The sequence below is a fragment of the Saccharopolyspora erythraea genome (genome assembly GCF_018141105.1).
Lineage (GTDB): Bacteria > Actinomycetota > Actinomycetes > Mycobacteriales > Pseudonocardiaceae > Saccharopolyspora_D > Saccharopolyspora_D erythraea_A.
In genome coordinates, this window is sequence record NZ_CP054839.1 from 5,746,312 (window position 1) to 5,769,548 (window position 23,237).

Genomic DNA, 23,237 nt, shown 5'->3' on the forward strand with positions numbered 1-23,237 from the left:
CGTGGTGACCCGCAGGGCTTCAGCGCCGGCGGCCGGTGCGCCGCTCAGCGGTGGATCAGGCGCGCAGGGTCCAGCTGTCGAGCCGCCCCGCGTCCTGGGAGTAGACGTCGCGCACCCGCAGCTTCCAGGTGCCGTTCGCGACCTCGGCGGAGGCGTCCACGGTGAAGGTCGCGCGGACGTTGTCGGCGGAGTCCCACACGTCGGCCTGCTTGAGGTTCCACGTCCGGCCGCTGGGCGAGATCAGGTCGATGACCAGGTCACCCCGGTAGGTGTGGGTGATGTTGACCTCGACGGCCAGATCCGCACGGGCGTTGCCGGTGCAGCCGGTGACGCCGACCGAGGAGGTCACCGCCGCCCCCGCATCGGGGATCGCCACCGCCGCGGAGCTGGTCACCGGCTCGCAGCCCGTGGGCGGCGGGGTGTCGCCGGTGCCGGTGAACAGCAGCCTGTTGGGCGAGCCGGTCCTGGGGTCCTTGACCGCGTTCGGCGTCGAGGCCGCCACCAGGCCGGCACCGACCTGCGCCGGGGTGGCCGACGGGTTGGCCGCCAGGTACAGCGCCGCCGCGCCCGCGACGTGCGGGGTGGCCATCGAGGTGCCGCTGATGGTGTTGGTGGCGGTGTCGCCGGAGTGCCACGACGAGGTGATGCCCACGCCCGGGGCGAAGATGTCGAGGCAGGTGCCGTAGTTCGACCAGCTCGCCCTGGTGTCGGTGTTGTCGGTGGCACCGACGGTGATCGCCTCCGGGGTGCGCGCGGGCGACGAGGAGCAGGCGTCCTGCGGGTTGCCGAACATGTCGCCGTTGCCCGCGGCGACCGCGTAGGTCACGCCGGAGGCGACGGAGTTGCGCACCGCCTGGTCGAGGGTGCTGCTGGCGCCGCCGCCGAGGCTCATGTTGGCGACCGCGGGCTTCTGGGCGTTCCGGGTCACCCAGTCGATGCCCGCGATGACGCCGGCGACGCTGCCGCTGCCCTGGCAGTCCAGGACGCGGACGCCGTAGATGTCGACGTCCTTGGCCACGCCGTACTCCGACCCTCCGATGGTGCCCGCGACGTGGGTGCCGTGGCCGTTGCAGTCGGTGGCGTCGTTGTCGTTGTCGACCGCGTCGAAGCCGTGCTTGGCGCGGCCGCCGAAGGTCTGGTGGGTGGTGCGCACACCGGTGTCGATGACGTAGGCGGCGACGCCGTCGGCCCCCGTGCTGTAGCTGTAGGCGCTGTCCAGGGGCAGGTTCCGCTGGTCGATGCGGTCCAGGCCCCAGGACGGCGGGTTCTGCTGGGTGTCTACGGCGTGCACCCGCTTGTTCGGTTCGACCAGCGCCACCGCCGGGTCGGCGGCCAGCCGCCGGGCATCCTGGTCGGTCATCGTGGCGGAGAAGCCGCGCAGAGCGGTGCGGAAGGTGTGTTCGAGCTCCCCGGTGTAGCGGGAGAGCAGATTCGCGGTGACCGCCGAGACGTCGGCGGCCTGGATCTGCGGGGTGTCGGAGAGAACGACGAGATAGCTGCCGGGGATGATCTCCCCGGTGTCGGAGTTGCGGATCTCGCCCTCGGCCTGGGCCGGGAGGGAGGTCGCCGCGGCCAGCACCACGCCGGTCACCGCGGACAGGGCGATGCCGACCGACCGTCGGCGCCAACCAGCTCGAACTCGATTCATGGATTTTCCCCTCATGCAGGGGTGCCCGGCGGGACCGGACAGCCAAGAAACATGAAGACCACTCGATTGAGCAGGAGAAATATGACACCGGGAGGGGCCGCGGAACAACCGCCGATTCAGTTGCGATAGCGTTCTTCGCAGCTAATCTTTCCCGTTTTTCATCTTCCGCGTTCCAGCCTCGCCGATTCGGAACCGAAAAGAAACGGGCCGTCCACCCGAAATTGACCGGCCGCTGCCGTTCCCGCTTGCGGCAGCGGCCTGCGCGCACCGGCCTTTCCTTGCACAGCGCGGAATTGGACGTCCGGGATCGCGCAACGGCGGCCGGAAGGCGCGCAACAACGCGGTTCCGGCCCCGGCCGGTTGCGCGCACGACGGAGTCGCGCGAGCGCTCAGGCGTTGACTCCGGTGAGGGCGAAGAACTCCTGCCTGGAGCGCGCGTCCTGCCTCAGCGTGCCCAGCATCGTCGAGGTGACCGTGTTGGAGCCCGTCGCCTGCACTCCGCGCAAGGTCATGCAGGTGTGCTCGGCTTCGATGACGACGCCGACGCCCTTGGGCTGCAACTGCTCGGACAGCCAGTCGGCGACCTGCTTGGTCAGCCGCTCCTGGACCTGCGGGCGGCAGGCGAAGTGCTCGACGACCCGGGCGAGCTTCGACAGCCCCAGGATCCGCTCCCCCGGCAGGTAGCCGACGTGCGCTGTGCCGACGAACGGCAGCAGGTGGTGCTCGCAGACCGAGCGCACCGGGATCGCCCGCGCGAGCACCAGCTCGTCGTAGCCCTCCTCGTTCGGGAAGGTCGTCAGGTCGAACGGACGCGGCGAGAAGAGTTCCGCGTACGCGCGGGCCATCCGCCCGGGTGTGCCGCGCAGGCTCTCGGAGTCGGTGGAGATCCCCAGCGCCCGCAACATGTCTCCGGCCGCCCTCTCCGCGGCGGCGAGGTCGATCTCGGCTTCGGGCTGGTGGACGACGTGCAGGGCAGGTGCGGACATCAAGGGTTCCTCGTGATCGGTGTGCGGTCAGTACTCGAGTGCGGCCGGCAGGGCCGGCACCGCGGTCACCAAGGCGAACGCCCCGTGGGCGGCGAGCATGGAGACGCGCGACGCCGTTTCGCGGCGTTCGTGCCGACCTGCCGCAGCGGATCGTCCACCGCGCACCTCCCCTCCGCCCCACTTTTCGCCAACAAACGCTAGTCTTATTGCCGCCCCCCGGTCAACGCCGCAGGCAGACGGGTTTGTCTGTCGAGTTTCGGACACCGCGATGAACCGAGAACGCGCTAGGGTTGCCCCATGGAGGTGCCCGAGGGCGGCGAGCGGACGGGTTCGGCGGTGGCGGCGGTGGCCGTGCTGGCCGACGACCTGCGGCGCGGGATGTACGAGTTCATCCGCCGCGCCCGGCGGCCGGTGAGCCGGGACGAGGCGGCCGCCGCGGTCGGCATCTCCCGCAAGCTCGCCGCCTTCCACCTGGACAAACTCGTCGACGCCGGGCTGCTGTGCGCGCGGTTCGAACCGGTGGGCGGCATCCGCAAGGTCGGCCGCACGCCGAAGGTCTACGAACCGACCGACACCCACATCGGGGTGAGCATCCCGCCGCGCAGACCCGACCTGCTGGCCGACGTCCTGCTCGACGCCGTGCTCACCGAGGGTGAGCAGGAGACCGCGGTCGAGGCGGCGATGCGCACGGCCCGCGAGCGCGGGCACCGCCTCGGCACCGAGGAGCGCAACCGCAGCCGCCCCGGCCGTCTCGGCGCCGAGCGCACGCTGACCAAGGCCGAGGACACGCTCGCCGGCTACGGCTTCGAACCGGACCGGGAGACGCCGACCTGCGTCCGGCTGCGCAACTGCCCGTTCCACCCGCTGACCGCGAAATCGCCGGAGCTGGTGTGCGGGCTCAACCACGCGTTCCTGCGCGGGTTCCTGGCCGGTCTGCAGGCCCGATCCGTGGAGGCCGTCCTCGAACCGCGCCCCGGGGAGTGCTGCGTCACCCTGCGCACCCCGGCCGAGCCGTAGAGCCGGCCTCGGTGCGGCGGCTCGGAAGCCGCATCGGCTCCGGCGGATCAGGTGTGGTCGGACGTGAGTGGATCTTCGGTGAGTTCCTGGGTGGCGGCCCAGCTCGCGAGCATCTTGAGGCCGTCGGCGGTCGGGCTGTCCGGCGCGGCGGTGTAGACGTTGAGGACCAGCCCCGGCTCCGAGGGCAGTTCCATCGACTCGTAGCTGAGATCGAGCTGGCCGACGACGGGGTGGTGGATCCGCTTCTGGCCGCTGCGGTGGAACTGCACGTCGTGCGAGGCCCAGCGCTGCCGGAAGACCTCGCTCCGGGTCGAGAGTTCGCCGACGAGCTCGATCAGCGCCTTGTCCTGGGGGTGGCGGCCGGCTTCGAGGCGCAGCATCGCGGCGGCGTCGTTGGCGACGCGGTCCCAGTCGACGAAGAAGTCGCGTGCGGCCGGGTCGAGGTAGACGAACCGCGCGGTGTTCGCCGGCCTGCGGGGGTCGGCGAGGACGGGCGCGTAGAGAGCACGGCAGAGGCGGTTCATGGCCACGATGTCGTGGCGGGCGTTGCGCACCCAGGCCGGCGCGTCGGTGATGGCGTCGAGAACCTGCTGGACGGCCGGGCGCACGCTGGTCGGAGGCGTACGGCGCCGACCGCGGCCCGCCGTGGCCCGGGAGAGGGCGAACAGGTGGTCGCGCTCGGCCTCGTCCAGTTGCAGGGCGGCGGCCAGCGCGTCGAGCACCGCCTCGGAAGCGCCGGACAGGTTGCCCCGCTCCATGCGGACGTAGTAGTCGACCGACACGCCGGCCAGCATCGCCACCTCTTCCCGGCGCAGTCCCTTGACGCGGCGCGTGCCGCCGTAGGCGGGCAGCCCTGCCTGCTCGGGGGTGATGCGCGCCCGCCGCGAGCTGAGGAACTCGCGGACCTCGGCGCGGTGGTCGATCCGGGCCATGCACCCCACGGTAGGTGGCCGGCCGGATCCCAGGGAGGTCCTGGCAGTACCTGGGACGGCCGCGACTCCCTGACCAGGCACGATCCCCGCGCGGCGGCACTGGCGAGACAGCGCGCCGCTGAACTCGAGTGCCCGCGGACGGCGCGAGCCCCGAGCCGTCCGCGGGCACTGTGGTCAGGCTTCGGGGATGTCCCGGCCGAAGGTCTCCAAGGTGATGTCCTCGGGTTCGGGTCCGCCGCGGACACCGGTGTCGAGCGCGTCGATCGCCGCCAGCTCGTCGGCGGCGAGGTCGAAGTCGAACACCGCGAAGTTCTCGGCGATGCGTTCGGGCCGGGTGGACTTCGGGATGACGGAGCGGCCCTGTTGCAGTCCCCAGCGCAGCATCACCTGGGCAGGCGTCCTGCCGTGCGCCTCGGCGATGCGCGCGATGGCCGGGTCCTGCAGCGTGCTGGTGTGCCCGCTGTCGCGGTAGAAGGTGATGCCGCCGATCGGGGACCACGCCTGCGACACGATCCCGTGCTCCGCGTCGGCCGCGAGCACGTCGGACTGGCGGAAGTACGGGTGCACCTCGATCTGGTTGACCGCGGGCACGACCGAGGCCGTCTTCAGCAGGCGCTCCAGGTGGTCGCGCATGAAGTTGCTGACGCCGATCGCACGCACGCGCCCGTCGGCGAGCAGCTTCTCCAGCGCGCGGTAGGCGTCGAGGGTCAGGTCGAACCGCGACGGCAGCGCCTGGTGCAGGATCAGCAGGTCGATCTGCTCGACGCCGAGCTTTCCCGCGCTCTTGTCGAAGGCGTGCAGGGTCTCGTCGTAGCCGTAGTCGCTGATCCAGACCTTGGTCTCGATGAAGATGTCCGCTCGGTCGAGGCCGGAGCGGCGGATGCCCTCGCCGACCTCGCGCTCGTTGCCGTAAGCCGCCGCGGTGTCGATGTGCCGGTACCCGGTGCGCAGCGCGGTCTCGACCGCCGCGACCGTCTCCTCGGGCGGGGTCTGGAACACACCGAACCCCAGCGCCGGCATCCCGATGCCGTTGCTCAAGGTCAAGCTCGTGGTCATGCCTCCACGCTAGGAACGACTCGGCGCACGTGGGAGGGACTGCCGTTACCTGGCACGACAGTCCCTCCCGCGCGGCCGGGACCCGGTGTTGGCTGGAACGTGTCGGCAGCCGGGTGCTTGGGCAGCAGTGCCCGTCGATGAGCGCACCGGCGAACCGCAGCCGACCCGGCAGACCCACGAGAACCGCGGAACACGCGGTCTCGGGGAAACAAGATCGAGAAGCGAGTTCTGATGCGAGCGACTTTGCTCTACGGGGCCGGCGACGTGCGCGTGGAAGACGTGCCGGACCCGAAGCTGAAGCTGCCGACCGACGCGATCGTGCGCGTGCTGCGCGCGTGCATCTGCGGCAGCGACCTGTGGCCCTACGCCTCGAAGCCGAGCTCGGACCACGGCGACCGGATCGGACACGAGTTCCTCGGCGTCGTGGAGGAGACCGGCGCGGAGGTGTCCGGACTCGCTCCGGGCGATGTGGTGGTGGCCCCGTTCGTGTGGGCCGACAACACCTGCGACTTCTGCACGGAAGGACTGCAGCCCTCGTGCCGGCACGGCGGCATGTGGGGCGCCGGCGACGTCGACGGCGGCCAGGGCGAGGCCGTGCGGGTGCCGCAGGCGGCCGGGACGCTCGTGAAGCTGCCGGTGGGCGAGGACGCGGCGCTGCTGCCGTCGCTGCTGACGCTGTCGGACGTCTTCCCGACCGGACACCACTGCGCGGTGACCGCGGGGGTGGACCAGCGCACGAGCGTGACCGTGATCGGCGACGGCGCCGTGGGCCTGTCGGCGGTGCTGGCCGCCAAGCGCCTCGGCGCGGAGCGGATCATCCTCATGGGCCGCCACACCGACCGCACCGATCTCGGCCGCGAGTTCGGCGCCACCGAGGTGGTCGCCGAGCGCGGCGAGGAAGGTGTCGCCAAGGTCCGCGACCTCACCGGCGGTGACGGCACGCACCGGGTGCTGGAATGCGTCGGCACTAAACCCGCGCTGGAGACCGCGTTCGGTGTCGCCCGCGAGGGCGGCGTGATCAGCCGGGTCGGGGTGCCGCAGTACGAGGAGGGCCCGATGGGGTTCGAGACGATGTTCTTCCGCAACATCACCCTCACCGGCGGAGTCGCCCCCGCCCGCGCCTACATCGACGAGCTCCTGCCGGACGTGCTCGACGGGAAGATCGAGCCGGGCAAGGTGTTCGACCGCACCGTCGGGCTCGACGAGGTCCCGGACGGCTACCGCGCCATGGCCGACCGCGAGGCGCTGAAGGTGATGGTGCGTCCCTGAGCCGCATGCGGTGCGCACCTCGGGCGTGCGCACCGATTCGTCAACAACACCGCGATTCCCGGCTGGAGGAACGGACCATGGAACTGCTACCGAAGCAACCGTCGGCCAAGGGTCCGGCGGAGCTGTTCACCGGCGACGTGTACTTCGACGTCATCGCCAAGGGCGAGGCGCCGTCGCGCATGCGCGTCAACGTCGTCCGGTTCGCGCCGTGCGCCCGTACGGCCTGGCACACCCACGCCGTCGGCCAGACGCTGCACGTGACCGAAGGCGTCGGGCTCGTGCAGGCACGCGGCGGGGAGATCGTGGAGATGCGCCCGGGCGACACGGTGTACACACCACCCGGTGAGTGGCACTGGCACGGCGCGGCCCCGGACCACTTCATGAGCCACCTCGCGATGTGGGAGGCGCCCGAGGACGACCGCCCCGAAACCGAGTGGGGCGAGCACGTCACCGACGACGAGTACGGCGCGCGGTAAGGAAAACGCGATCACGTGGCGCCCAGCCTGGCAACCGCGTGATCGCGTTCCTACCCGGTGTCCGTGCGGGAGCGCCGCGCAGTGGGTTCCTCGTGGAGCCCGAATCCGCGCGAGGCGCTAGCGCTTTCGCGCCACGCCGGCGAGGAGACGTCCCGCACCGTCGTCCTGGTCGACGTCGACGCCCTGGTGCGCGAGCCACGACGAGACCGGTGCGAGGCCGGGCTCCTCGACGTCGAGGTCGCCGAAGAACCCGGCGATCTCCTCCCTGGTACGGGGAAACACGTTGTTCTGAGTCCGGCGCATCAGCTCGACGATCTCCTCCGTCGCGCGATCGGTGAACAGATGCGTCATCGCGAGGACGCTGCCGGGTGCGAGAACGTCGCGGTAGCGGGCCATCACCTGCGCCGGGTTGCTCTCCGCCGGGACGTAGTGGAACAGGGTGACGGCCAGGAGCCCGAGAGGCTGCGACAGGTCCAGCATCTCGCGCGTGCGTTCATCCCCGATCACGGCGTCGACGTCGCAGGCATCGGCCCGCACCATGGTCGCGTTCTCGGTGTCCTGCAACAGGATCTCGGTGTGCGCCACGGCGACGGCCTCGTTGTCCACGTAGAGCACGCGGCTCTCGGGGTGGCGCTGGTGCGCGATCTCGTGGACGTTGCCCACGGTGGGAATGCCGGAACCGAGGTCCAGGAACTGCCGGATGCCCGCTTCCAGCATCATCTCCACGGCGACGCGGAGGAAGTTGCGGTTGAGCATCGCCATGTGGCGGGTGTAGGGGTGCTGGGCGAGGAGCTGCTGCCCGAACTGGCGATCCGCTTCGAAGTTGTGCGATCCACCGAGCAGCCAGTCGTAGATTCGCGCCGCGCTGGGCACGGACTCGTCGACTCCCGATGGAGCCTGCACTCCGTCCTGCGTCGGCATCGACCCCATCGCCCCTTCCTGCGCGGCTTCGCGGTGCGGCGCGCGTGTCGGCGCAAGCGCTGCGTCACCTTGCCGGGCAGGATAGTGCACACGTCCGGCGTGATCATTACTCTTCTCCGGTGATATCCGGCTTCCGTTCGGCCGACGACGCAACCGCCGTCACGGTGACGCCGGGAACTCCTTCGAACGGGTTCTCGCGGAACTCGTCGGGCCCGAGGTGCGGCCGATGACGCTCGGACTCGTCTCGGGGTGGCCGGAGGGAGCCAGCTCCAGCGACGCGGCGGCGTCCAGGACCGCCCGCAGGAACGCGGACTCGGACGGACGCTGACGGGTGGCGTTGCGGCGCAACAGTATGACGCGACGGGCGATCGGCTGCTGGAGCCGGTGGATCTCGACACCCCGCGGCCGGAGCGTGAGGCCGAGGTCGGCGACCAGGGTGATGCCGAGATCGCCCGCGACCATGGCCATGGCGGTCGCCTGCTCGTCGACCTGGTGGGCGATGCGCGGTTCGAAGCCGGCGCGTCGGCACACCGCCAGCAGAGCGCGCCCGAAGTCTGTGTCCCGGCCCGATGCGACCCACGAGCACTCGGCGAGATCGGCCAGCTCGACAGGAGAACCATGCTGGAACATCCCGGCGGGAACGACGAGGTGCAGTTGCTCGACAGCCACGACGGTGGCGTCCAGGCTCAGCTCCCATGGCGCGGAGGCATCGGGCGGGTAGTCCAGGACGAACGACATGTCCAGGTCTCCGTCGCGGACCGCGGTCAACGCGGCTTCCGGGCTCACCTCCCGCGTGCGCACGGCCAGTCCGGGATGCCTCCGGGACAGGATGGCCAGCGCCGGCGGCACCAGCGACGCCGCGACCGTGGCCAGCACACCGACGGTCAGGGTGCCGGTGACCACGTCGTGCTGCTGCTCGAGTGCGATCCTGGCTCGTTCCTCGGCGGCCAGGATCTGTTCGGCGTGCATCGCCAGCGTCCGGCCGGTGTCGGTGAGCTGACGGCGCCGCCCTACCGGCTCCAGGAGGACGTGGCCGACCTCCCGTTCCAGCTCTGCGAGCTGCTGGGAAACCGCGGACGGCGTGTAGTGCAGCGCCCGCGCGGTCGCGGTGACCGTTCCGCGCCGGGCGAACTCGTGCAGGATCCGCAACCGCCGCAGGGACAGTTCCATGAAGGAACGCTAAAACTTCCAGCGCAGATTTCACAAATGGACGTGAAGCGACGACGCGCGCAGACTTCCCCGTACCGCACGCGCGCCGCGGAACCCGCATTCCGGCGCGACTCCTGCCACCGCCAGCGACCAGGGAGATGCTCGTGGGTGAACAGCAGCGAACGGTGTCCCCGCCGACGGTCACGGGACTGGACCGCGGCGCCGCACCGAAGTGGCTGACCTCGGCAGCGATGGACGGCGTCGCCACGGCGGAGCCACGGCCTTTCACCGATGCCGAGTACGAAGCGCGCCTGGACTGCATCCGGCAACGGATGTCGCGGCTCGGGCTGGACGCGCTGATGGTGTTCCGGCCCTCGAGCATCGAGTACGTCTGCGGTTACCACACCGCGGAAACAGCACCGCAGCCGTTGGTGGTGACCGACTCCGCCACGACGCTCTACGTGCCCGACCTGGAAGTCGGGCGGGCCCTGGCCAGCGCCAGGGTCGACCACCTCCGCTACTGCGCGTACACCGACGCGTTGCAGGGGCTGCGCATGTTCCTCGACGACGCGGTGGGTGGCCTGCCCCGCACCGCGCGGGTGGGCATCGAGACGGCCCACACCTCCACTCCTCCGCGTGCGGTGGAGGTGCTCGCCGAGCGCGAGGTGACCGTCGTCGATGCCGACCACCTCGTCGAGCGGGAGCGGCTCGTGCTTTCGCCCGCGGAGATCCGCTGCGTTGAGCAGGCCGCCGTGGCCACCGGCGCGGGCGAGCGGGCCGCGGTCCTGGCGGCTACCGAACCCCATGCGACGGATTCCTCAGTCGCCGCCGCGATCGCGGCGGCCCTGATCGAGCACGCCAACTCGGTCTCCGCGTGGGGCCCGGTCGTGGTCACCGGCCCGCGGGCGGGCATCCCGCACTCGAGCTGGCGCGGGGAACCGTTGAGCGCCGGCCCGACCTTCCTGGAATTCGCCGGAACACACCACCGCTACCACGCACCCGTGATGCGCACCGTGTTGCGTGGGCGGCCAGATGCCGTCGACCGAGTTCTGACCGAGCTCTCGCGGACCGCGGTCTCGGCGGTGCTCGCCCACGCCAAGCCGGGCATGCCGTGCTCCCAGGTCGCCGCGCACGCGAGCGAGGCTCTCGGACCGCTGCCCGAGGACGTGGTGTTCCACCACCTGTTCGGCTATCCGGTGGGGCTGGCGCACAAGCCGCACTGGATGGACGGTCTGCCGTTCCACATCACGAGCGGCAACCACGAGCCGCTGCAAGAAGGAATGGTCTTCCACATACCCGGCTCGTTCCGGTCGTTCGGCAGGCGCTGCGTGGGGTTGAGCCAGACCTTCGTGGTCGAACGCGACGGGGCGCGCGTTCTGACGCACGGCCCTGCCGACGTCATCGAACTCGGGGAGCACGCGTCATGACACCCCTTGTGTCAACCTCAAGATCGAAGTCAGGCTGCGGTCTGTTGTTCGACCTGGTGTTGGGTGGCTCGGTGCAGGGTCGGGTCGTAGGGCGTGTTGTTTTGCCAGCAGCGCCACATCACCCTGACCCAGGCTCGCGCGAGGATGCGGGTGGCGTGGGGGTGGTCCTTGCCCGAGGCGCGGGCCCGGTTGTAGATGTCGGCGGCCCAGGGGCTGGCAAAGCGACTGTTCGCGGCGAAGGTGGTGATCGCCAGACGCAGGCGTTTGTTGCAGGCCCAGCGAAACGACACGCTGCGTTGTTTGCCGGATGCCTTGGTGACCGGGGTGATCCCGGCCAGTGCGGCGATCGCGTCGGGATGGCCGAACGCGGCGCGGGCGTCGCCCCACTCGGCCAGGATCTGGGCTGCGTTGATGGTGCCGGCACGGGGGAAGGACCGGAAGATTTCCCCGTCGGGGTGGGTCTTCATCTTCTCGGCGATGCAGCGGTCGAGGTCCTTGATCGCGGTATTGAGTGTGGTCAGAAGGGTGACTTGGGCCAGCACGGCGTCCCGCACCCCGGCACAGAGGTCGGGCTCGGTCACGCCGGCCGGAGCGGCACGCAGGCGGGCCAGCAGCACCGCAGCGGGCTTCTTGCCCGAGTAGCCCTGTTCGGCGCAGAACGCGGCCAGCCGCTTGTCGGTCAGCCTGGCCGCGGACGCGGCCGTTGGGTACCGGGTCAAAAACGCCAGCGCGATCGCCGAGGCGACGTTGGCAAAGATCGCCTCGGCTCCGGGCCAGTAGGCCTGCAACAGCGCGGCCAGCTGGTTGGTCGCAGCCACCCGGGCCTCGACCAGGTCGGCTCGGGTACGGACCACGGCGCGCAATCCCTTGGTGTGACCCGACAACGGCGCGGCGGGACGCAGCCGGTGGATGCGCACCCGCAGGTAGTCCGCGATCACCGCGGCATCACCAGGGTCGCTCTTGGCGCCGGAAAGCACCTCGGCTTCACGCCACGCCTTGATCGCGTTGGGTTTGACCGGCAGCACCGGATGCCCTGCCTCCAGCAGCGCATCCACCAGCCGCCCGTCCGGGCGCTCGATCGCGATCGGCATCTGCTCGGGCCGGCCGAGCTTGCCCAACCGGGCGGCCAGCCGAGCGAACCCGGCGGCGGTGTGATCGATGGTGAACGCGACGACCCTGCGGCCGTCCCGGTCCAGCACACACACAGCGTGTTCGACCGCGGCCCAGTCAATCCCGACGAAGAACAACGGCCCATCGTGCTGCGACAACAACGATGCCGCCTTCCTGATCACAATCCAGGGCAGGCACCAGACGGACACGAGGGAACCGACAGCAGAGTGGTCACTAACCGGCGCTCTACGGCGCATCCCTTTGTCATCGCTTCACGGTTCCAGGGAAGCCGGGGGCGGCAGTGTCATGCAAGCCCTCGAAGGGCGACCAAACCAGGCCGTCACCCCGACTTCCGCCTAGTTCCTACCACAAGCTCCATCCAAGAGCTCGCACGGAAGAGGGTGCACTAGTGACCACACCCGTTGAGCCCACTGCCGCGGTGGACCCGGCGCTGCGCAGGCGTGCCGTCACGGCCGCGATGATCGGCAACGCCACCGAGTGGTACGACTACGCGACCTACGGCTACCTGGCAGGCGTTCTCGGCGCGGTGTTCTTCCCACCGGGCAATCCGACGCTGTCGCTGCTGGCTTCGTTCGCGACCTTCGCGGTGGCGTTCCTGATCCGCCCCCTCGGGGCGTTCGTGCTCGGCCCGCTCAACGACCGCATCGGCCGCAAGCGCACCCTGTCGATCACCATCCTCACCATGGCGCTCGCCACCTTCGCGATCGGCCTGCTGCCCGGGTACGCCACCGTCGGCGCGTTCGCGCCGATCGCGCTGATCCTGGCCCGGCTCGTGCAGGGGTTCGCGGTCGGCGGCGAGTACGGCGGTGCCGCCACCTTCGTCGTCGAGTACGCACCCGACGCCCGCCGCGGACTGTGGGCCAGCTGGCTGGAGTTCGGGGCGATCGGCGGCTTCCTGCTCGCCTCGGGCATCACCACCTATCTCACCTACGCCCTGCCGGAGGCCGCCCTGCACTCCTGGGGCTGGCGCATCCCCTTCCTCGTCGCACTCCCACTGGGCACCATCGGCCTCTACCTGCGGTTGCGGCTCACCGACACGCCCGCCTTCAACGCACTCGCCGAGCAGGCGGCGGAATCCCAGGCGCCGGTGCGGGAGGCGTTCACCCGGCACCGCACCCGCGTGCTCATCTGCGGCGGCATCGTCATCTACTCCAGCATCGGCACCTACGTCCTGCTCACCTACATGCCCAGCTACCTCGAACAGAACCTGGGAATGTCCGCGGCGACCGCGCAGGCGCAGACCTTCGTCGTCGGCGCGGTGCTGACCGCGTCCATCCCCGTCGCCGGTGCGCTGTCGGACCGGCTCGGCCGCAGGACCATGCTCGCCGCCGCGGCCATCGGCTATCCCGTGCTCGCCCTGCCCGCGTTCTGGCTGATCGGTCACGCCACGTGGGGCCACACCCTGGCCGGGCTGCTGATGCTGACGCTGTGCCACATCCCCGTGCTCGGCACCACGACCGCGACCCTGCCCGCGCTGTTCCCCGCACGGGTCCGCGGCACCGGCGTCGCCGTCGGCTACAACCTGTCGTTCGCCGTGTTCGGCGGGACGGCACCGCTGCTCATGACCATCCTGGTCAACGCCACCGGAAACCTGTACATGCCCGCGTTCTACCTCGCCCTCGTCTCGCTGGTGGCACTGGTGCCGATCCTGGCGAGCCCGGAAACCGCGCGAAAGCCGCTGAACCCCACACCCGCGTCAACGCCCAGCCGGGCCTGACCGCGCGGAACCTGTCGTGAGCGAAGGAGGAACCCGCGTGCCATCCACCAGTCCCGAACACGTCGCGATCGTCGGAGCAGGCATGGCCGGTCTGGCCACGGCCTGGTTCCTCCAGGACCGGGGTGTCGGCGTCACCGTCGTCGACCGCGCCGGGGTCGCGGCCGGTGCGTCGTGGGGCAACGCGGGCATGCTCAACCCTGCGTTCACCGTGCCCCTGCCCGAACCCGGCACTCTGCGCTACGGTCTGTCCGCCGCGCTCCGGCCTCGCACACCGCTGGCCGTGGCACCGACCGCCGACCGCCGGTTGTGGCTCTTCCTCGCCCAGTTCGCCGCGCACTGCACACCGTCGCGGTGGCGCAGCGCCATGGCGGTGTTCACCCAGCTCAACCAGGTCAGCCTGGATGCCTACGACGAACTCGCCGCCGGTGGCGTCTCCGCGCCCACCCGGCAGGGCAAGCCGTTGCTGGCCGCCTGCGCCGACGTCCACGACCGCGACCACCTGACCCGCGAGCTCGACACGGTCCGCGAACACGGCGGCGAGGCACGCCACGAGCTCGTCGACGGCGACGAACTCCGTGCCCTGGAACCGATTCTGAGCAGTCGCGTGGTCACCGGTGTGCGCGTGCACGGCCAGCGCTTCATCAACCCGCCCGACTTCATGCAGGCACTCGCACGCGGCGTTCGCGCGCGCGGCGGGGAGATCGTCGAAGGCTTCGACGCAGCCGACATCGCGGACCTGGGCGCGTCCGGGGTCCGGCTGGTTTCCACCGCCGGTGCGGACATCCGGGCCGATGCGGTCGTCCTCGCCGGCGGAGCCTGGCTCACCGGACTCGCCCGGCCGTTCGGCGTGCGCCGCATCGTCCAGGCTGCACGGGGCTACAGCTTCAGCATCCAACCCCGCTCCATGCCCACCCACCCGATCTACCTGCCCGCGCAACGAGTGGCCTGCACACCGCTGGGCGACCGGTTCCGGGTGACCGGGATGATGGAGCTCCGCCACGCCGACGCCCCGCTCGATCCACGCCGCATCCGGACGATCATCGACTCCGCGCGTCCCATGTTCACCGGAGTCGACTGGCAGGCCCGCCGGGAGGACTGGGTCGGTGCGCGGCCGTGCACCGCCGACGGGCTCCCCCTGGTCGGCCCCACCACGTCTCCCCGCGTGCACGTCGCCGGCGGTCACGGCATGTGGGGCATGGTCCTCGGCCCGCTGACCGGCAAACTCCTCGCGGACTCGATCACGGGACGACCCGGTCCCGCGTGGCTGCGGCAACTGGACCCCCTGCGATGAGCCGTCCCGGGGGTGCGTCGCGGTCTGCTTCACAAGCGGCGCAGCCGCTTGGCCCTCCTGAAATCCTTGGTTCAGTCCCGGCTCGGTCCGCACAGACGCCCTTCCGCGCTGAGCACCGCCGACCCGCTGACGGTCACCTCGCCACCGGCCCCCGCGAACGCCGCGATGGTGCTGGGCCGTTGCATCGACTCGCCCTGGTGCACCAGTAGCTCCCCCGTCCGGTCGAGAATCCCGAGGTGCGCCAGGTAGGCGGCCAACGGCCCGGCCGCACTCCCCGTGGCGGGATCTTCGTCCAGACCGGAGCCGGGGTTGAAGAACCGGGCGGATGCGGTGGCCACCGGCCGCCGGTCGCCGACGACGGCGAGGTAGACCCCCTGCGCTCCGACGTGCCGGGCGAGTTCGACCAGGGCCTTCTTGTCGACGGCCGCCGCGTCCAGCGCCGCGTTGCTCGCGATGCCGACCATGAGGTGGTCGGCGCCGGTTCCCACCACGCGAGGCGGAATCTCGGGGTCCAGGTCCTCAGCTGCGAGCCCGACCGCTGCCGCCACGGCCGACGGCTCGGCCTCGGCACCGAAAGCGGCGGCGGTCTGCGCCATCGTGAGCCTGCCCGAATCCCCGACCCGCACCTCGAGCAGCCGGTCCCCGATCTCCTGCACGATCACCCCGTCGTCCGGGCGCGGCACCCGTCCGGTGGCCAGCAGCCACCACCACGCGCCCAGCGCGTTGTGGCCCGCGCCGAACACCTCCACACCACCCGCGGTGAACGAACGCAGCCGCTTGTGCGCTCTCCCGCTCCTGGCGGGCAGCACGAACGTGGTCTCCGCCTGGTTCATCTCGCGGGCGACCTGCTGCATCCAGTGCGACGGCGGTCCCTCGCCGCCCAGCTCGCAGGCGTCGACCACCGCCAGCGGGTTGCCGGACAACGGGCTCGACCCGAACACGTCGACCAGGGCGAACGGAACGGGATCGCGGATTTCTGCCAACCATGAGGACATGCCACGAGACTAGGGCCTGTTTCGAAAGTCATGGCAGCCACTCGTTGATCGCTGCGATGGTGACGGTGGCTTCGTAGCGGACGGCGAGCTTGTCGTATCTGGTGGCGACGGCTCGGTTCCGTTTGAGACGGTTGATCCCGCACTCGACGGCGTGCCGCTGCTTGTAGATCTCCTCGTCGAATGCGGGTGGTCGTCCTCCTCGGGAGCCCTTCTTCTTGCGGTGGCGGATCTGGTCCGCCTTGTCCGGGATGGTGCAGCGGATACCGCGTCTGCGCAGGTAGGCGCGGTTGGCGCGGGACCCGTAGGCCTTGTCGCCGAGCACCCGATCCGGGCGGCAGCGCGGCCGACCGCGATCACGCCGGGGCACTCGGATACGGTCGAGCACCACCTGAAACTGGGGCGAGTCACCCCGCTGGCCAGCTGTGATCACGATTGACATGGGCTTTTGCCCCTGCTCGACCGCCAGGTGAGTCTTGGTCGTCAATCCTCCGCGGGAGCGCCCCAGCCCGTGATCGGCTGGTTCGAACTCGACACCGCCCGGGGGCTCCTTCTGGAGATCCCCTTTTGACGGGCACCGGCCGCGTGCTGGTGTGCACGGGCCACGGTGGAGTCCACGCTGACATCCCAGGTGATCAGGCCCGCAGCGTCCGCATCGGTCTGCAGCGCGGTCAGAATCCGCTTCCACGTGCCATCCCGCTGCCACCGCCGGAACAGCCCATACACCGTCTCCCATGGGCCGTAGCGCTCCGGCAGATCCCGCCACGGCACCCCAGTCCGGACCCGGTACCGAACCCCGTCGATGAGCTGGCGTTTCGTATGCTTCGGCGGACGCCCGGACTTCTTTCCCTTGGGCAGCAAGGGCTCCAGCTTCGCCCACTGGTCATTGGTCAGATCACCACGCCCCACAAGACAAGATCATCTCAAACCTTGATCGACTTATGAAACAGGCCCTAGGTACGCCCCACCCCCGAATCACAGCGCACGATGACGCGATTCCGGGCGGATCACCACAGAATCTGCGGCAGAATCCGCGCATGACCACACGCCGCGTGACACCGGAGCTCGACGAGGTCGACCGGGTGCTGCTGGAGGCTCTCCAACGCGACGGCCGCCTCTCGATGACCGACCTGGCCCGGCAGGCGCGGCTCGGACTCTCGGCGACCCGGGTGCGCCTGCGCCGGCTGGAAGAGCACGGGATCATCACGGGCTTCACCGCCCGCGTCGACCCCTCGGCGCTCGGGTTCACGCTGCGCGCACTGGTCCGGATGAAGGTGCACGGTGCCCTCTACGACAAGGTCGAGGCGCACCTCGCCAAGAGCCCGCAGATCGTCCGATGCGTGCGGGTCACCGGCGAATCCTGCTACGTCATGGAGGTGCTCGCCGCGGACATGGCCGACCTCGACACCATCACCAGCGACCTCGCCCGCACCGGCTCGGTCACCACCGACCTCGTCTACGACATCGTCGCCGACCGGCCCGTTCCCGTGGACGGACCGGGCGGCTGAGCTCGCGCTGCCGGGCTCAGTGCGCGGTCAGTCCGCCGTCGACGACGAGCTCGGCTCCGGTGACCAACGACGACTCGTCACCGGCCAGGAACAGCATCGTGGGCGCGACCTCGTCGGCGCGTCCCGCACGGCGCATCGGGGTGCGCACGATGTCGGGCTGCTGGTCGCCCTGCTCGTCGAGCAGGTCCTGGATCATCGGGGTCCGGATGACTCCGGGATGCACTGAGGTTCCCCCGTTAGTTCGGAGGCTTTGATCTACCCCCGGTTCGGTGGAGTCGGGTTACTGGATACTCAGTGATCTACTCGACCTCTGGGAGGTTCGTTGCCCCGCCGGTATCCCGCGGAATTCCGCCGCAAGGTTCTTGATCTCGTCGAGTTACTACAGCCGCGCGCTGGCCGACGTGGAACTGGACGCGTTCGGCCAGAAGATCCCCGAGGAGCAACGAGCCCAGCTGACCCGGTTCGTCACCTACTACGAGCACTTGGCCGGCTTCGACGACCGCGCCGCGCAGCGGCGCATCACCTGCCCGAGGCTGTGCTTCGTCGGCGGCGAGGACCGCATCACCGCGGGAACCGAGCCGATCGCCGACCTCGGCGCGATCGTCACCCGCCACCAGGCCGAGCTCGAAGCACTGGGCTGGCCGGTCGAGGTGATCCCCGGCGAGGACCACCTCGGCGCCATGTCCGCGGATGTGTTGCTCCCGCGCCTCTCGCACTTCCTCGACTCCGTTCGACCCGGCACGACCCCCTGAACCGCACAGCGTCCGGAACCGTGCCCTGGGCGGACGGGGGCCGGCTCCGTTCGTGGAGCCGCCGGCCGTAGCGAGTGGCGACGGCCCTGGCAGCGCTGCTACACCCGCTCGGTGGCGAGCCGGTGCAGCAGCCCCGCCACGAGTGCGGTCCGGTGCGGCAACGCGTCCACCAGGACGTGCTCGTGCCGTGCGTGCGCTCCGCCGCCGCTGGCGCCGAGTCCGTCCAGCACGGGAAGGCCGAGCGCGGCCACGAAGTTCGCGTCGCTGCCGCCGCCGACGTGCAGCGCGCCGAGCGGTCCGCGCAGTTCGGTGGCCACCTCGTCGGCGAGGGCGAACAGCCGCCGCCCGGACGGGGTGAGCCGCATCGGCGGCCTGCTCCACCGGCCGCGCACCGCCAGGGTGACCCGCGGGTCGGCGGGGCGGAGTCCGGCGAGGACGCGGTCGATCCGTTCGGCCTCCTCCGCGGATTCGACCCGGATGTCGACCAGGCACGTCGCCGATGCGGCCACCACGTTGCGCGCGCTGCCGCCGGTGATGGTGCCGACGTTGATCGTGGTGCCCGCGCTCGGGTCCTGGCCCGCGACGAGCCTGCCGACCAGTTCGCACAGCGCGTGCACGGCACTCGCGCCCGCCGTCGGGTCGAGGCCCGCGTGCGACTCGACACCGGTGGTGGTCAGCGTGAAGATGCCGACGCCCTTGCGCTCGGTCTTGACGTCCCACCCGCTTCCCGGTTCCAGCACCAGTGTCGCCGCGGCCCCGGCGGCCGCGTCCTCGATCCGGGCCCGCGAGCGCGGGCTGCCGAGTTCCTCGTCGCCGTTGAACAGCAGCCGCACGGTGGGCCGCGGCAGGTCGAGCTCCCGCAGGGCGCGCAGCGCCCACACCCCCGTGGCCAGGCCGGTTTTCATGTCGAAGACACCGGGTCCGGCCATCCTGCCGTCGCGTATCTCGACCGGCCAGTCCGCCAGAGTCCCCTCCGGCCACACGGTGTCGTAGTGGCCGAGGAGCAGAACCTCGGTTGCCGTGGTGCCGCGGTACACGGTTTCCAGGAGGTCGCCGCAGTCGTCGTACTGGTGCCGGTGGCACTCGTCGGGGCGGCCTAGCCGGTCGGTCAGCCACGTGGTGATGGCCGAAACGGTCTTGTCCAGCAGCGGTTTCCGCGAGCTGGGCGACTCGTGCTCCACGAGCAGCCGGAGGTCGGCCAGAATCGCGTCGAGCCGGTCATGGCACCAGTCGGACAGTCGCCGGGCGGGCATGGCGCAGGGCCTTTCTGTCTGTTGTGGACGATGAGCGCGGGAGGTCAGCGGATCGGCACGCCCGGGCCGAGCGGCAGGCCGAGGCCGTACCAGGCGAGGAAGAGCAGGGTCCACACGCACAGGTTCACCAGCGCGAGCGGCAGCACGAGCGACATCAGCGTGCCGACGCCCGCCGACGGCCGGTACCGGCGGATGAAACCGAGCGCGATGACGAAGTACGGGCTCATCGGCGTGAGGCTGTTGGTCGGCGCGTCGGCGACCCGGAACAGCGCCTGCGTGGTCTCCGGCTGGATGTCCAGCAGCATGAGCATCGGGACCAGCACCGGGGCCACCAGCGCCCACATCGCCGACCCGCTGGTCAGCAGCAGGTTGAGCACGCTGACGAGCAGGATGGCGCCGATGAAGATCAGCACCGGGCTCGCGCCCAGCGAGCGCAGCAGATCGGCACCCCCGATGGCGATCACCTGGCCGATGTTGGTCCACTTGAAGTATCCGAGGAACTGCGACGCGGCGAAGAACAGCACGAGCACCGGCACCAGCTCCCGCAGGCCCCGCGCCATGAGCTCGGGAACGTCGCCGGGCGCGGTGACCGTGCCGACGGTCGCGCCGTAGACGATGCCGATCACGAGGAAGAACAGCATCAGCACCACGGCGACGTTGTCCATCAACGGCGAGTCCACGATGGACCCGCCGTCGCCGCGCAGCGGCGATCCGGAAGGCAGCACCGCCAGGACGACTCCGGCCAGGAACGCGGCGGCGGCGACCAGCGCGCGCCGCACGCCGGTCCTCTCCTCGGCGGACAGCGTCATGTCGGGCAGCTCTTCGACGTCGGTGAGCTCCGGCTCGGCGCGGTTCATCGCGGCCACCCTGCGGGCGACGACGAGCTCGGTGATCACCGTGATGCTGATCGCCAGGACCACGGAGGACACCGCGGAGAAGTAGTAGTTCGACACCGGCGTGACGGCGTAGCCGGGGTCGATCGTGTGCGCGGCCGACGTGGTGACGCCCGCGAACACCGCGTCGCTGCCGGTGATGACCAGGCCGATGCTGCTCGCGCCACCGACCGACACGTAACCGACGACGGCACCGATCACCGGGCTGCGCCCCACCGCCCGGAACGCGACCATCGCGAGCGGGATGATCACCACGAACGCCGCATCGGAGGCCACCTGGCCGAACATCGACGTCAGGGCGACGGCGAAGGTGACGAGCCTGGGCGGCACCCGCGACAGGGCACCGCGCATCATCGCGGGCAGCAGGCCGGTCTTGTCGGCGACCGCGACGCCGAGCATCACCACCACGATCAGGCCCAGCGGCGGAAAGTTGACGAAGTTGTCGATGAGGTCGCCGAGCATCATCCGCACGCCCTCACCGGAGACGAGGCTGCGCACGGCGATCCGCTCCCCGTCGGCGGGCGAGACCGCCGACACCCCGAGCGCGGCCAGCGGCCAGCTCGCCAGGACCACCAGCCCGCCCAGGATGACGAACAGCCAGAACGGATGGGGCAGCTTGTTGCCGACCCGGTCCACGACCTCGAGCGCACGGAGCACCAGCGAGGTTCCCGGCCGCTCCCGAACCGCTCGACGCACGCCGCCACCGCCTTCCACCTGAAAACTTGTGCGCGAATGCAACACCACGGCGCGAGGATGTGTCAATCGAAAGCCTGTAATCGGGCGCATCGTTCCCATTAGGATGCCCACGTGGATGCTCTCGACGACGCCGACCTCGACCTGATCGCGGCACTGCAACTGGCCCCCCGGGTGCCGCTGAACGTCATCGCCGACGTGCTCGGCAGCTCGGCCACCACGGTGGGCAGGCGGCTGCAGCAGCTCCAGCGGCGGCGCCTCGTGCGGGTGATCTCCACGGTGCACTGGTCGCTGATCACCAGCGGCAACCCCTACGTGGTGTGGATCCGCTGCGAGCCCGGACGGACCGAGCAGGTCGCGGCCGCGCTGCAGGCCGTGCCGGAGGCGCAGTCGATCCTGATCACCACCGGGGACGCCGACATCCACTGCACCATCTACCCGCTCGCCGGCACCGACGCGAGGCGGTTGCTCTCGCGCGACCTGCCGAGCATTCCCGGCGTCGCGTCCCTGCACTCGGAGCTCGTGCTGCGCCCCGTCCGGCAGGGCATCGACTGGCGCATCGGACGGCTCACCACCGAGCAGGCGGCGGCGCTCTCCCAGCACGGGCTACCGGGCACCGGCGGCGAGCCGCGGACCGTCCCGCCGCTGAGCACCACCGAGTTCGAAGTCCTGCGACTGCTGTTCGACGACGGCCGGATCTCGGCGGCGCAGGTCGCCCGCGAGCTCGGCCTCAGCAGGTCGACCGCCTACCGCGTCATCCAGTCCCTGCTGGACGGCGGTGCCGCGAGACCGCGGGTCGAGGTCGAGCCCGCCGCGGTGGGCTTCCCGGTCACCGCGCTGTGCGCGGTCAAGGTCCAGCCGCGGCACATCCCGAGCGCGCTGGACGCGCTCTCCCGGCACCCCTCCGGCCGCTTCACCGTCATGGTGGCGGGCAGCTCCGCGCTCATCCACCACGGCGTGTTCCGCGGCGAGGACGATCTGGCGTCGTTCGTCACCGACGAGCTCGGCGCGCTACCCGGCGTGCGGGAGACGGCCATGTCCATCGCGCTGGGAGTGCTGCGCAGGCAGTGGATCGACCGCGAGGAGGACGTGCTGCTCGGCGAACGCCGGCACGACATCCTCGCTCGCCGCACGGCCGGTGGACCAGCCGAAGGCACCGGCTGAGCGGAACCCCGCGCTCAACCGCGCTGGCACGCCGGGCACCACACCGTCGTCCTCCCCGCCACCTGCCCCCGGCGCAGCGTCCCGGAACAGCGCGGGCAGCGTTCGCCCGGGTCGTCGCGGTGCCCGGTGAGCCAGGACGGCCGGTCCGGCACCCGCCCCGCGCGCTCGGCCTGCCGCAGCACCGAGCGCATCGTCCGGTGCAGGGACCGCCAGCGGTCGCCGTCGAGCTCGGTGGTCGGCGTCTTCGGGTCCAGCCGGGCACGCCAGAGGATCTCGTCGACGCACAGGTTGCCCAGCCCGGCCACCGTCGACTGGTCCATCAGCGCCGACTTCAGCGTGCGCCGGCCCCGGCCGACGCACGCGCGGAAGTCCCGCAGGGGCACCGCCGCCGCGTCCGGTCCGAGCTCGCCGAGGAACCCGTCCACCTCGGACCGCCGGACGACCCGCATGCCCTTGAGCTTGCGCATGTCCCGGTAGCGCAGGACGTCCCTGGTGAGGTGGAGCACCACGCGGTCGTGGGCGTGGACGTCCTCGCCGGGCGGGCAGCGCAGCAGCATCCCGGTCATGCCGAAGTGCACGAGCAGCCACGGCGGATCGTCCCCGTCGCGCGACGAGGTCGGCAGCACCAGCCACTTCCCGTGCCTGCGGGCCTCGCCCAGGTATCGGCCTCGCACCTGTTCGACGGGACCGCGCACCACCTGCGGATCGAACACCTCCACGTCGCGCACCCGCTGGCGCCCGGCCTCGGCGGCCACTCGGCGGAAGCCCTCGACATCGGGCAGCTCAGGCATTCCTCGTGGCTACCCCGGCGGGATCGGCTTGATGCCGTTGACGTGGAGTGTTCGCTACGTGGAGTTCGCGCGCTGACAGGGCACCTAAGCGTCACCCCGCTATGTACGGCGAGCCGCCGTCCGCCCCTGCGGTCCAGACGGCGGTTCGAATTTGGACGAGTGGTCACCGGT

General features: G+C 70.7%; 21 protein-coding genes and 1 pseudogene. 9 read left to right on the forward strand and 13 right to left on the reverse strand.

Annotated elements, in window-relative coordinates:
- Positions 1-55 precede the first annotated feature (55 nt).
- Entirely contained in the window at positions 56-1,648 is a 1,593-nt protein-coding gene (locus HUO13_RS25665; protein ID WP_249124046.1) for a S8 family peptidase, read from the reverse strand.
- 389 nt (positions 1,649-2,037) lie between these two features.
- Positions 2,038-2,634, reverse strand: a complete 597-nt coding sequence (gene folE, locus HUO13_RS25670) for a GTP cyclohydrolase I FolE (RefSeq protein WP_211897607.1) — start codon at positions 2,632-2,634, stop codon at positions 2,038-2,040.
- A gap of 297 nt (positions 2,635-2,931) precedes the next feature.
- On the opposite strand from folE, the gene HUO13_RS25675 reads away from it, so the two are divergent.
- Positions 2,932-3,651 carry a helix-turn-helix transcriptional regulator gene (locus HUO13_RS25675; RefSeq protein WP_211897608.1) on the forward strand — a complete coding sequence of 240 codons (720 nt, stop codon included), beginning with the start codon at positions 2,932-2,934 and terminating at the stop codon, positions 3,649-3,651.
- A gap of 47 nt (positions 3,652-3,698) precedes the next feature.
- Here HUO13_RS25675 and HUO13_RS25680 read toward each other — a convergent pair whose 3' ends face one another.
- Together HUO13_RS25680 and HUO13_RS25685 are read right to left on the reverse strand one after the other, a co-directional pair.
- A complete protein-coding gene (locus HUO13_RS25680) occupies positions 3,699-4,583 on the reverse strand; it encodes a helix-turn-helix domain-containing protein (RefSeq protein ID WP_211897609.1) in 885 nt (294 codons plus the stop codon).
- Positions 4,584-4,757: 174 nt separating this feature from the next.
- Complete coding sequence (locus HUO13_RS25685) at positions 4,758-5,639, reverse strand: aldo/keto reductase (protein ID WP_211897610.1); 882 nt, start codon at positions 5,637-5,639, stop codon at positions 4,758-4,760.
- 231 nt (positions 5,640-5,870) lie between these two features.
- Between HUO13_RS25685 and HUO13_RS25690 the strand changes: the two genes are divergently transcribed.
- Positions 5,871-6,908: a zinc-dependent alcohol dehydrogenase family protein gene (locus HUO13_RS25690; RefSeq protein ID WP_211897611.1), complete on the forward strand. Its 1,038-nt coding sequence runs from the start codon at positions 5,871-5,873 to the stop codon at positions 6,906-6,908.
- Positions 6,909-6,985: 77 nt separating this feature from the next.
- Positions 6,986-7,384: a (R)-mandelonitrile lyase gene (locus HUO13_RS25695; RefSeq protein ID WP_211897612.1), complete on the forward strand. Its 399-nt coding sequence runs from the start codon at positions 6,986-6,988 to the stop codon at positions 7,382-7,384.
- A 117-nt stretch (positions 7,385-7,501) separates the two neighbouring features.
- Here the strand turns inward: HUO13_RS25695 and HUO13_RS25700 are convergent, their stop codons facing one another.
- Together HUO13_RS25700 and HUO13_RS25705 are read right to left on the reverse strand one after the other, a co-directional pair.
- Positions 7,502-8,305: an SAM-dependent methyltransferase gene (locus HUO13_RS25700; protein WP_249124047.1), complete on the reverse strand. Its 804-nt coding sequence runs from the start codon at positions 8,303-8,305 to the stop codon at positions 7,502-7,504.
- A gap of 159 nt (positions 8,306-8,464) precedes the next feature.
- Positions 8,465-9,475, reverse strand: a complete 1,011-nt coding sequence (locus tag HUO13_RS25705) for a LysR family transcriptional regulator (RefSeq protein WP_211897614.1) — start codon at positions 9,473-9,475, stop codon at positions 8,465-8,467.
- A 137-nt stretch (positions 9,476-9,612) separates the two neighbouring features.
- On the opposite strand from HUO13_RS25705, the gene HUO13_RS25710 reads away from it, so the two are divergent.
- Positions 9,613-10,881, forward strand: a complete 1,269-nt coding sequence (locus tag HUO13_RS25710) for a M24 family metallopeptidase (protein ID WP_211897615.1) — start codon at positions 9,613-9,615, stop codon at positions 10,879-10,881.
- A 29-nt stretch (positions 10,882-10,910) separates the two neighbouring features.
- Here the strand turns inward: HUO13_RS25710 and HUO13_RS25715 are convergent, their stop codons facing one another.
- On the reverse strand, positions 10,911-12,200 hold the full coding sequence (locus HUO13_RS25715) for an IS110 family transposase (RefSeq protein WP_249124048.1): 1,290 nt from the start codon (positions 12,198-12,200) through the stop codon (positions 10,911-10,913).
- 200 nt (positions 12,201-12,400) lie between these two features.
- On the opposite strand from HUO13_RS25715, the gene HUO13_RS25720 reads away from it, so the two are divergent.
- On the forward strand, positions 12,401-13,729 hold the full coding sequence (locus HUO13_RS25720) for an MFS transporter (RefSeq protein WP_211897616.1): 1,329 nt from the start codon (positions 12,401-12,403) through the stop codon (positions 13,727-13,729).
- Between the two features lie 37 nt (positions 13,730-13,766).
- Positions 13,767-15,020: an NAD(P)/FAD-dependent oxidoreductase gene (locus HUO13_RS25725; protein WP_211897617.1), complete on the forward strand. Its 1,254-nt coding sequence runs from the start codon at positions 13,767-13,769 to the stop codon at positions 15,018-15,020.
- A 71-nt stretch (positions 15,021-15,091) separates the two neighbouring features.
- Here HUO13_RS25725 and HUO13_RS25730 read toward each other — a convergent pair whose 3' ends face one another.
- Together HUO13_RS25730 and HUO13_RS25735 are read right to left on the reverse strand one after the other, a co-directional pair.
- Positions 15,092-16,015 (reverse strand): PhzF family phenazine biosynthesis protein, encoded by a 924-nt coding sequence (locus tag HUO13_RS25730; protein WP_211897618.1) that lies wholly within the window; start codon positions 16,013-16,015, stop codon positions 15,092-15,094.
- A 28-nt stretch (positions 16,016-16,043) separates the two neighbouring features.
- Positions 16,044-16,921, reverse strand: a protein-coding gene (locus HUO13_RS25735; protein ID WP_211896822.1) for an IS5 family transposase whose coding sequence is annotated in 2 segments (ribosomal slippage) — positions 16,044-16,580 and positions 16,583-16,921 — 876 coding nt in all. Because the reading frame shifts where the segments join, the coding sequence is not laid out codon by codon here.
- A 128-nt stretch (positions 16,922-17,049) separates the two neighbouring features.
- Between HUO13_RS25735 and HUO13_RS25740 the strand changes: the two genes are divergently transcribed.
- Positions 17,050-17,520 carry an Lrp/AsnC family transcriptional regulator gene (locus HUO13_RS25740; RefSeq protein WP_211897619.1) on the forward strand — a complete coding sequence of 157 codons (471 nt, stop codon included), beginning with the start codon at positions 17,050-17,052 and terminating at the stop codon, positions 17,518-17,520.
- A gap of 16 nt (positions 17,521-17,536) precedes the next feature.
- Here the strand turns inward: HUO13_RS25740 and HUO13_RS25745 are convergent.
- Positions 17,537-17,746: pseudogene (locus tag HUO13_RS25745) on the reverse strand (SDR family oxidoreductase); the annotation flags it as partial.
- Between the two features lie 136 nt (positions 17,747-17,882).
- Here HUO13_RS25745 and HUO13_RS25750 point away from each other — a divergent pair.
- A complete protein-coding gene (locus tag HUO13_RS25750) occupies positions 17,883-18,272 on the forward strand; it encodes a hypothetical protein (protein ID WP_249124049.1) in 390 nt (129 codons plus the stop codon).
- A gap of 98 nt (positions 18,273-18,370) precedes the next feature.
- On the opposite strand, the gene HUO13_RS25755 is transcribed toward HUO13_RS25750, so the two are convergent.
- Both HUO13_RS25755 and HUO13_RS25760 read right to left on the reverse strand, forming a co-directional pair.
- Positions 18,371-19,525 carry a M20 family metallopeptidase gene (locus HUO13_RS25755; protein WP_211897620.1) on the reverse strand — a complete coding sequence of 385 codons (1,155 nt, stop codon included), beginning with the start codon at positions 19,523-19,525 and terminating at the stop codon, positions 18,371-18,373.
- 44 nt (positions 19,526-19,569) lie between these two features.
- Entirely contained in the window at positions 19,570-21,075 is a 1,506-nt protein-coding gene (locus HUO13_RS25760; RefSeq protein ID WP_211903154.1) for an AbgT family transporter, read from the reverse strand.
- 150 nt (positions 21,076-21,225) lie between these two features.
- On the opposite strand from HUO13_RS25760, the gene HUO13_RS25765 reads away from it, so the two are divergent.
- The gene (locus HUO13_RS25765) at positions 21,226-22,275 is read left to right on the forward strand and encodes an Lrp/AsnC ligand binding domain-containing protein (RefSeq protein ID WP_211897621.1); all 1,050 of its coding nucleotides are present in this window, start codon (positions 21,226-21,228) and stop codon (positions 22,273-22,275) included.
- 14 nt (positions 22,276-22,289) lie between these two features.
- Here HUO13_RS25765 and HUO13_RS25770 read toward each other — a convergent pair whose 3' ends face one another.
- Entirely contained in the window at positions 22,290-23,066 is a 777-nt protein-coding gene (locus tag HUO13_RS25770; protein WP_211897622.1) for an Fpg/Nei family DNA glycosylase, read from the reverse strand.
- Positions 23,067-23,237 lie beyond the last annotated feature (171 nt).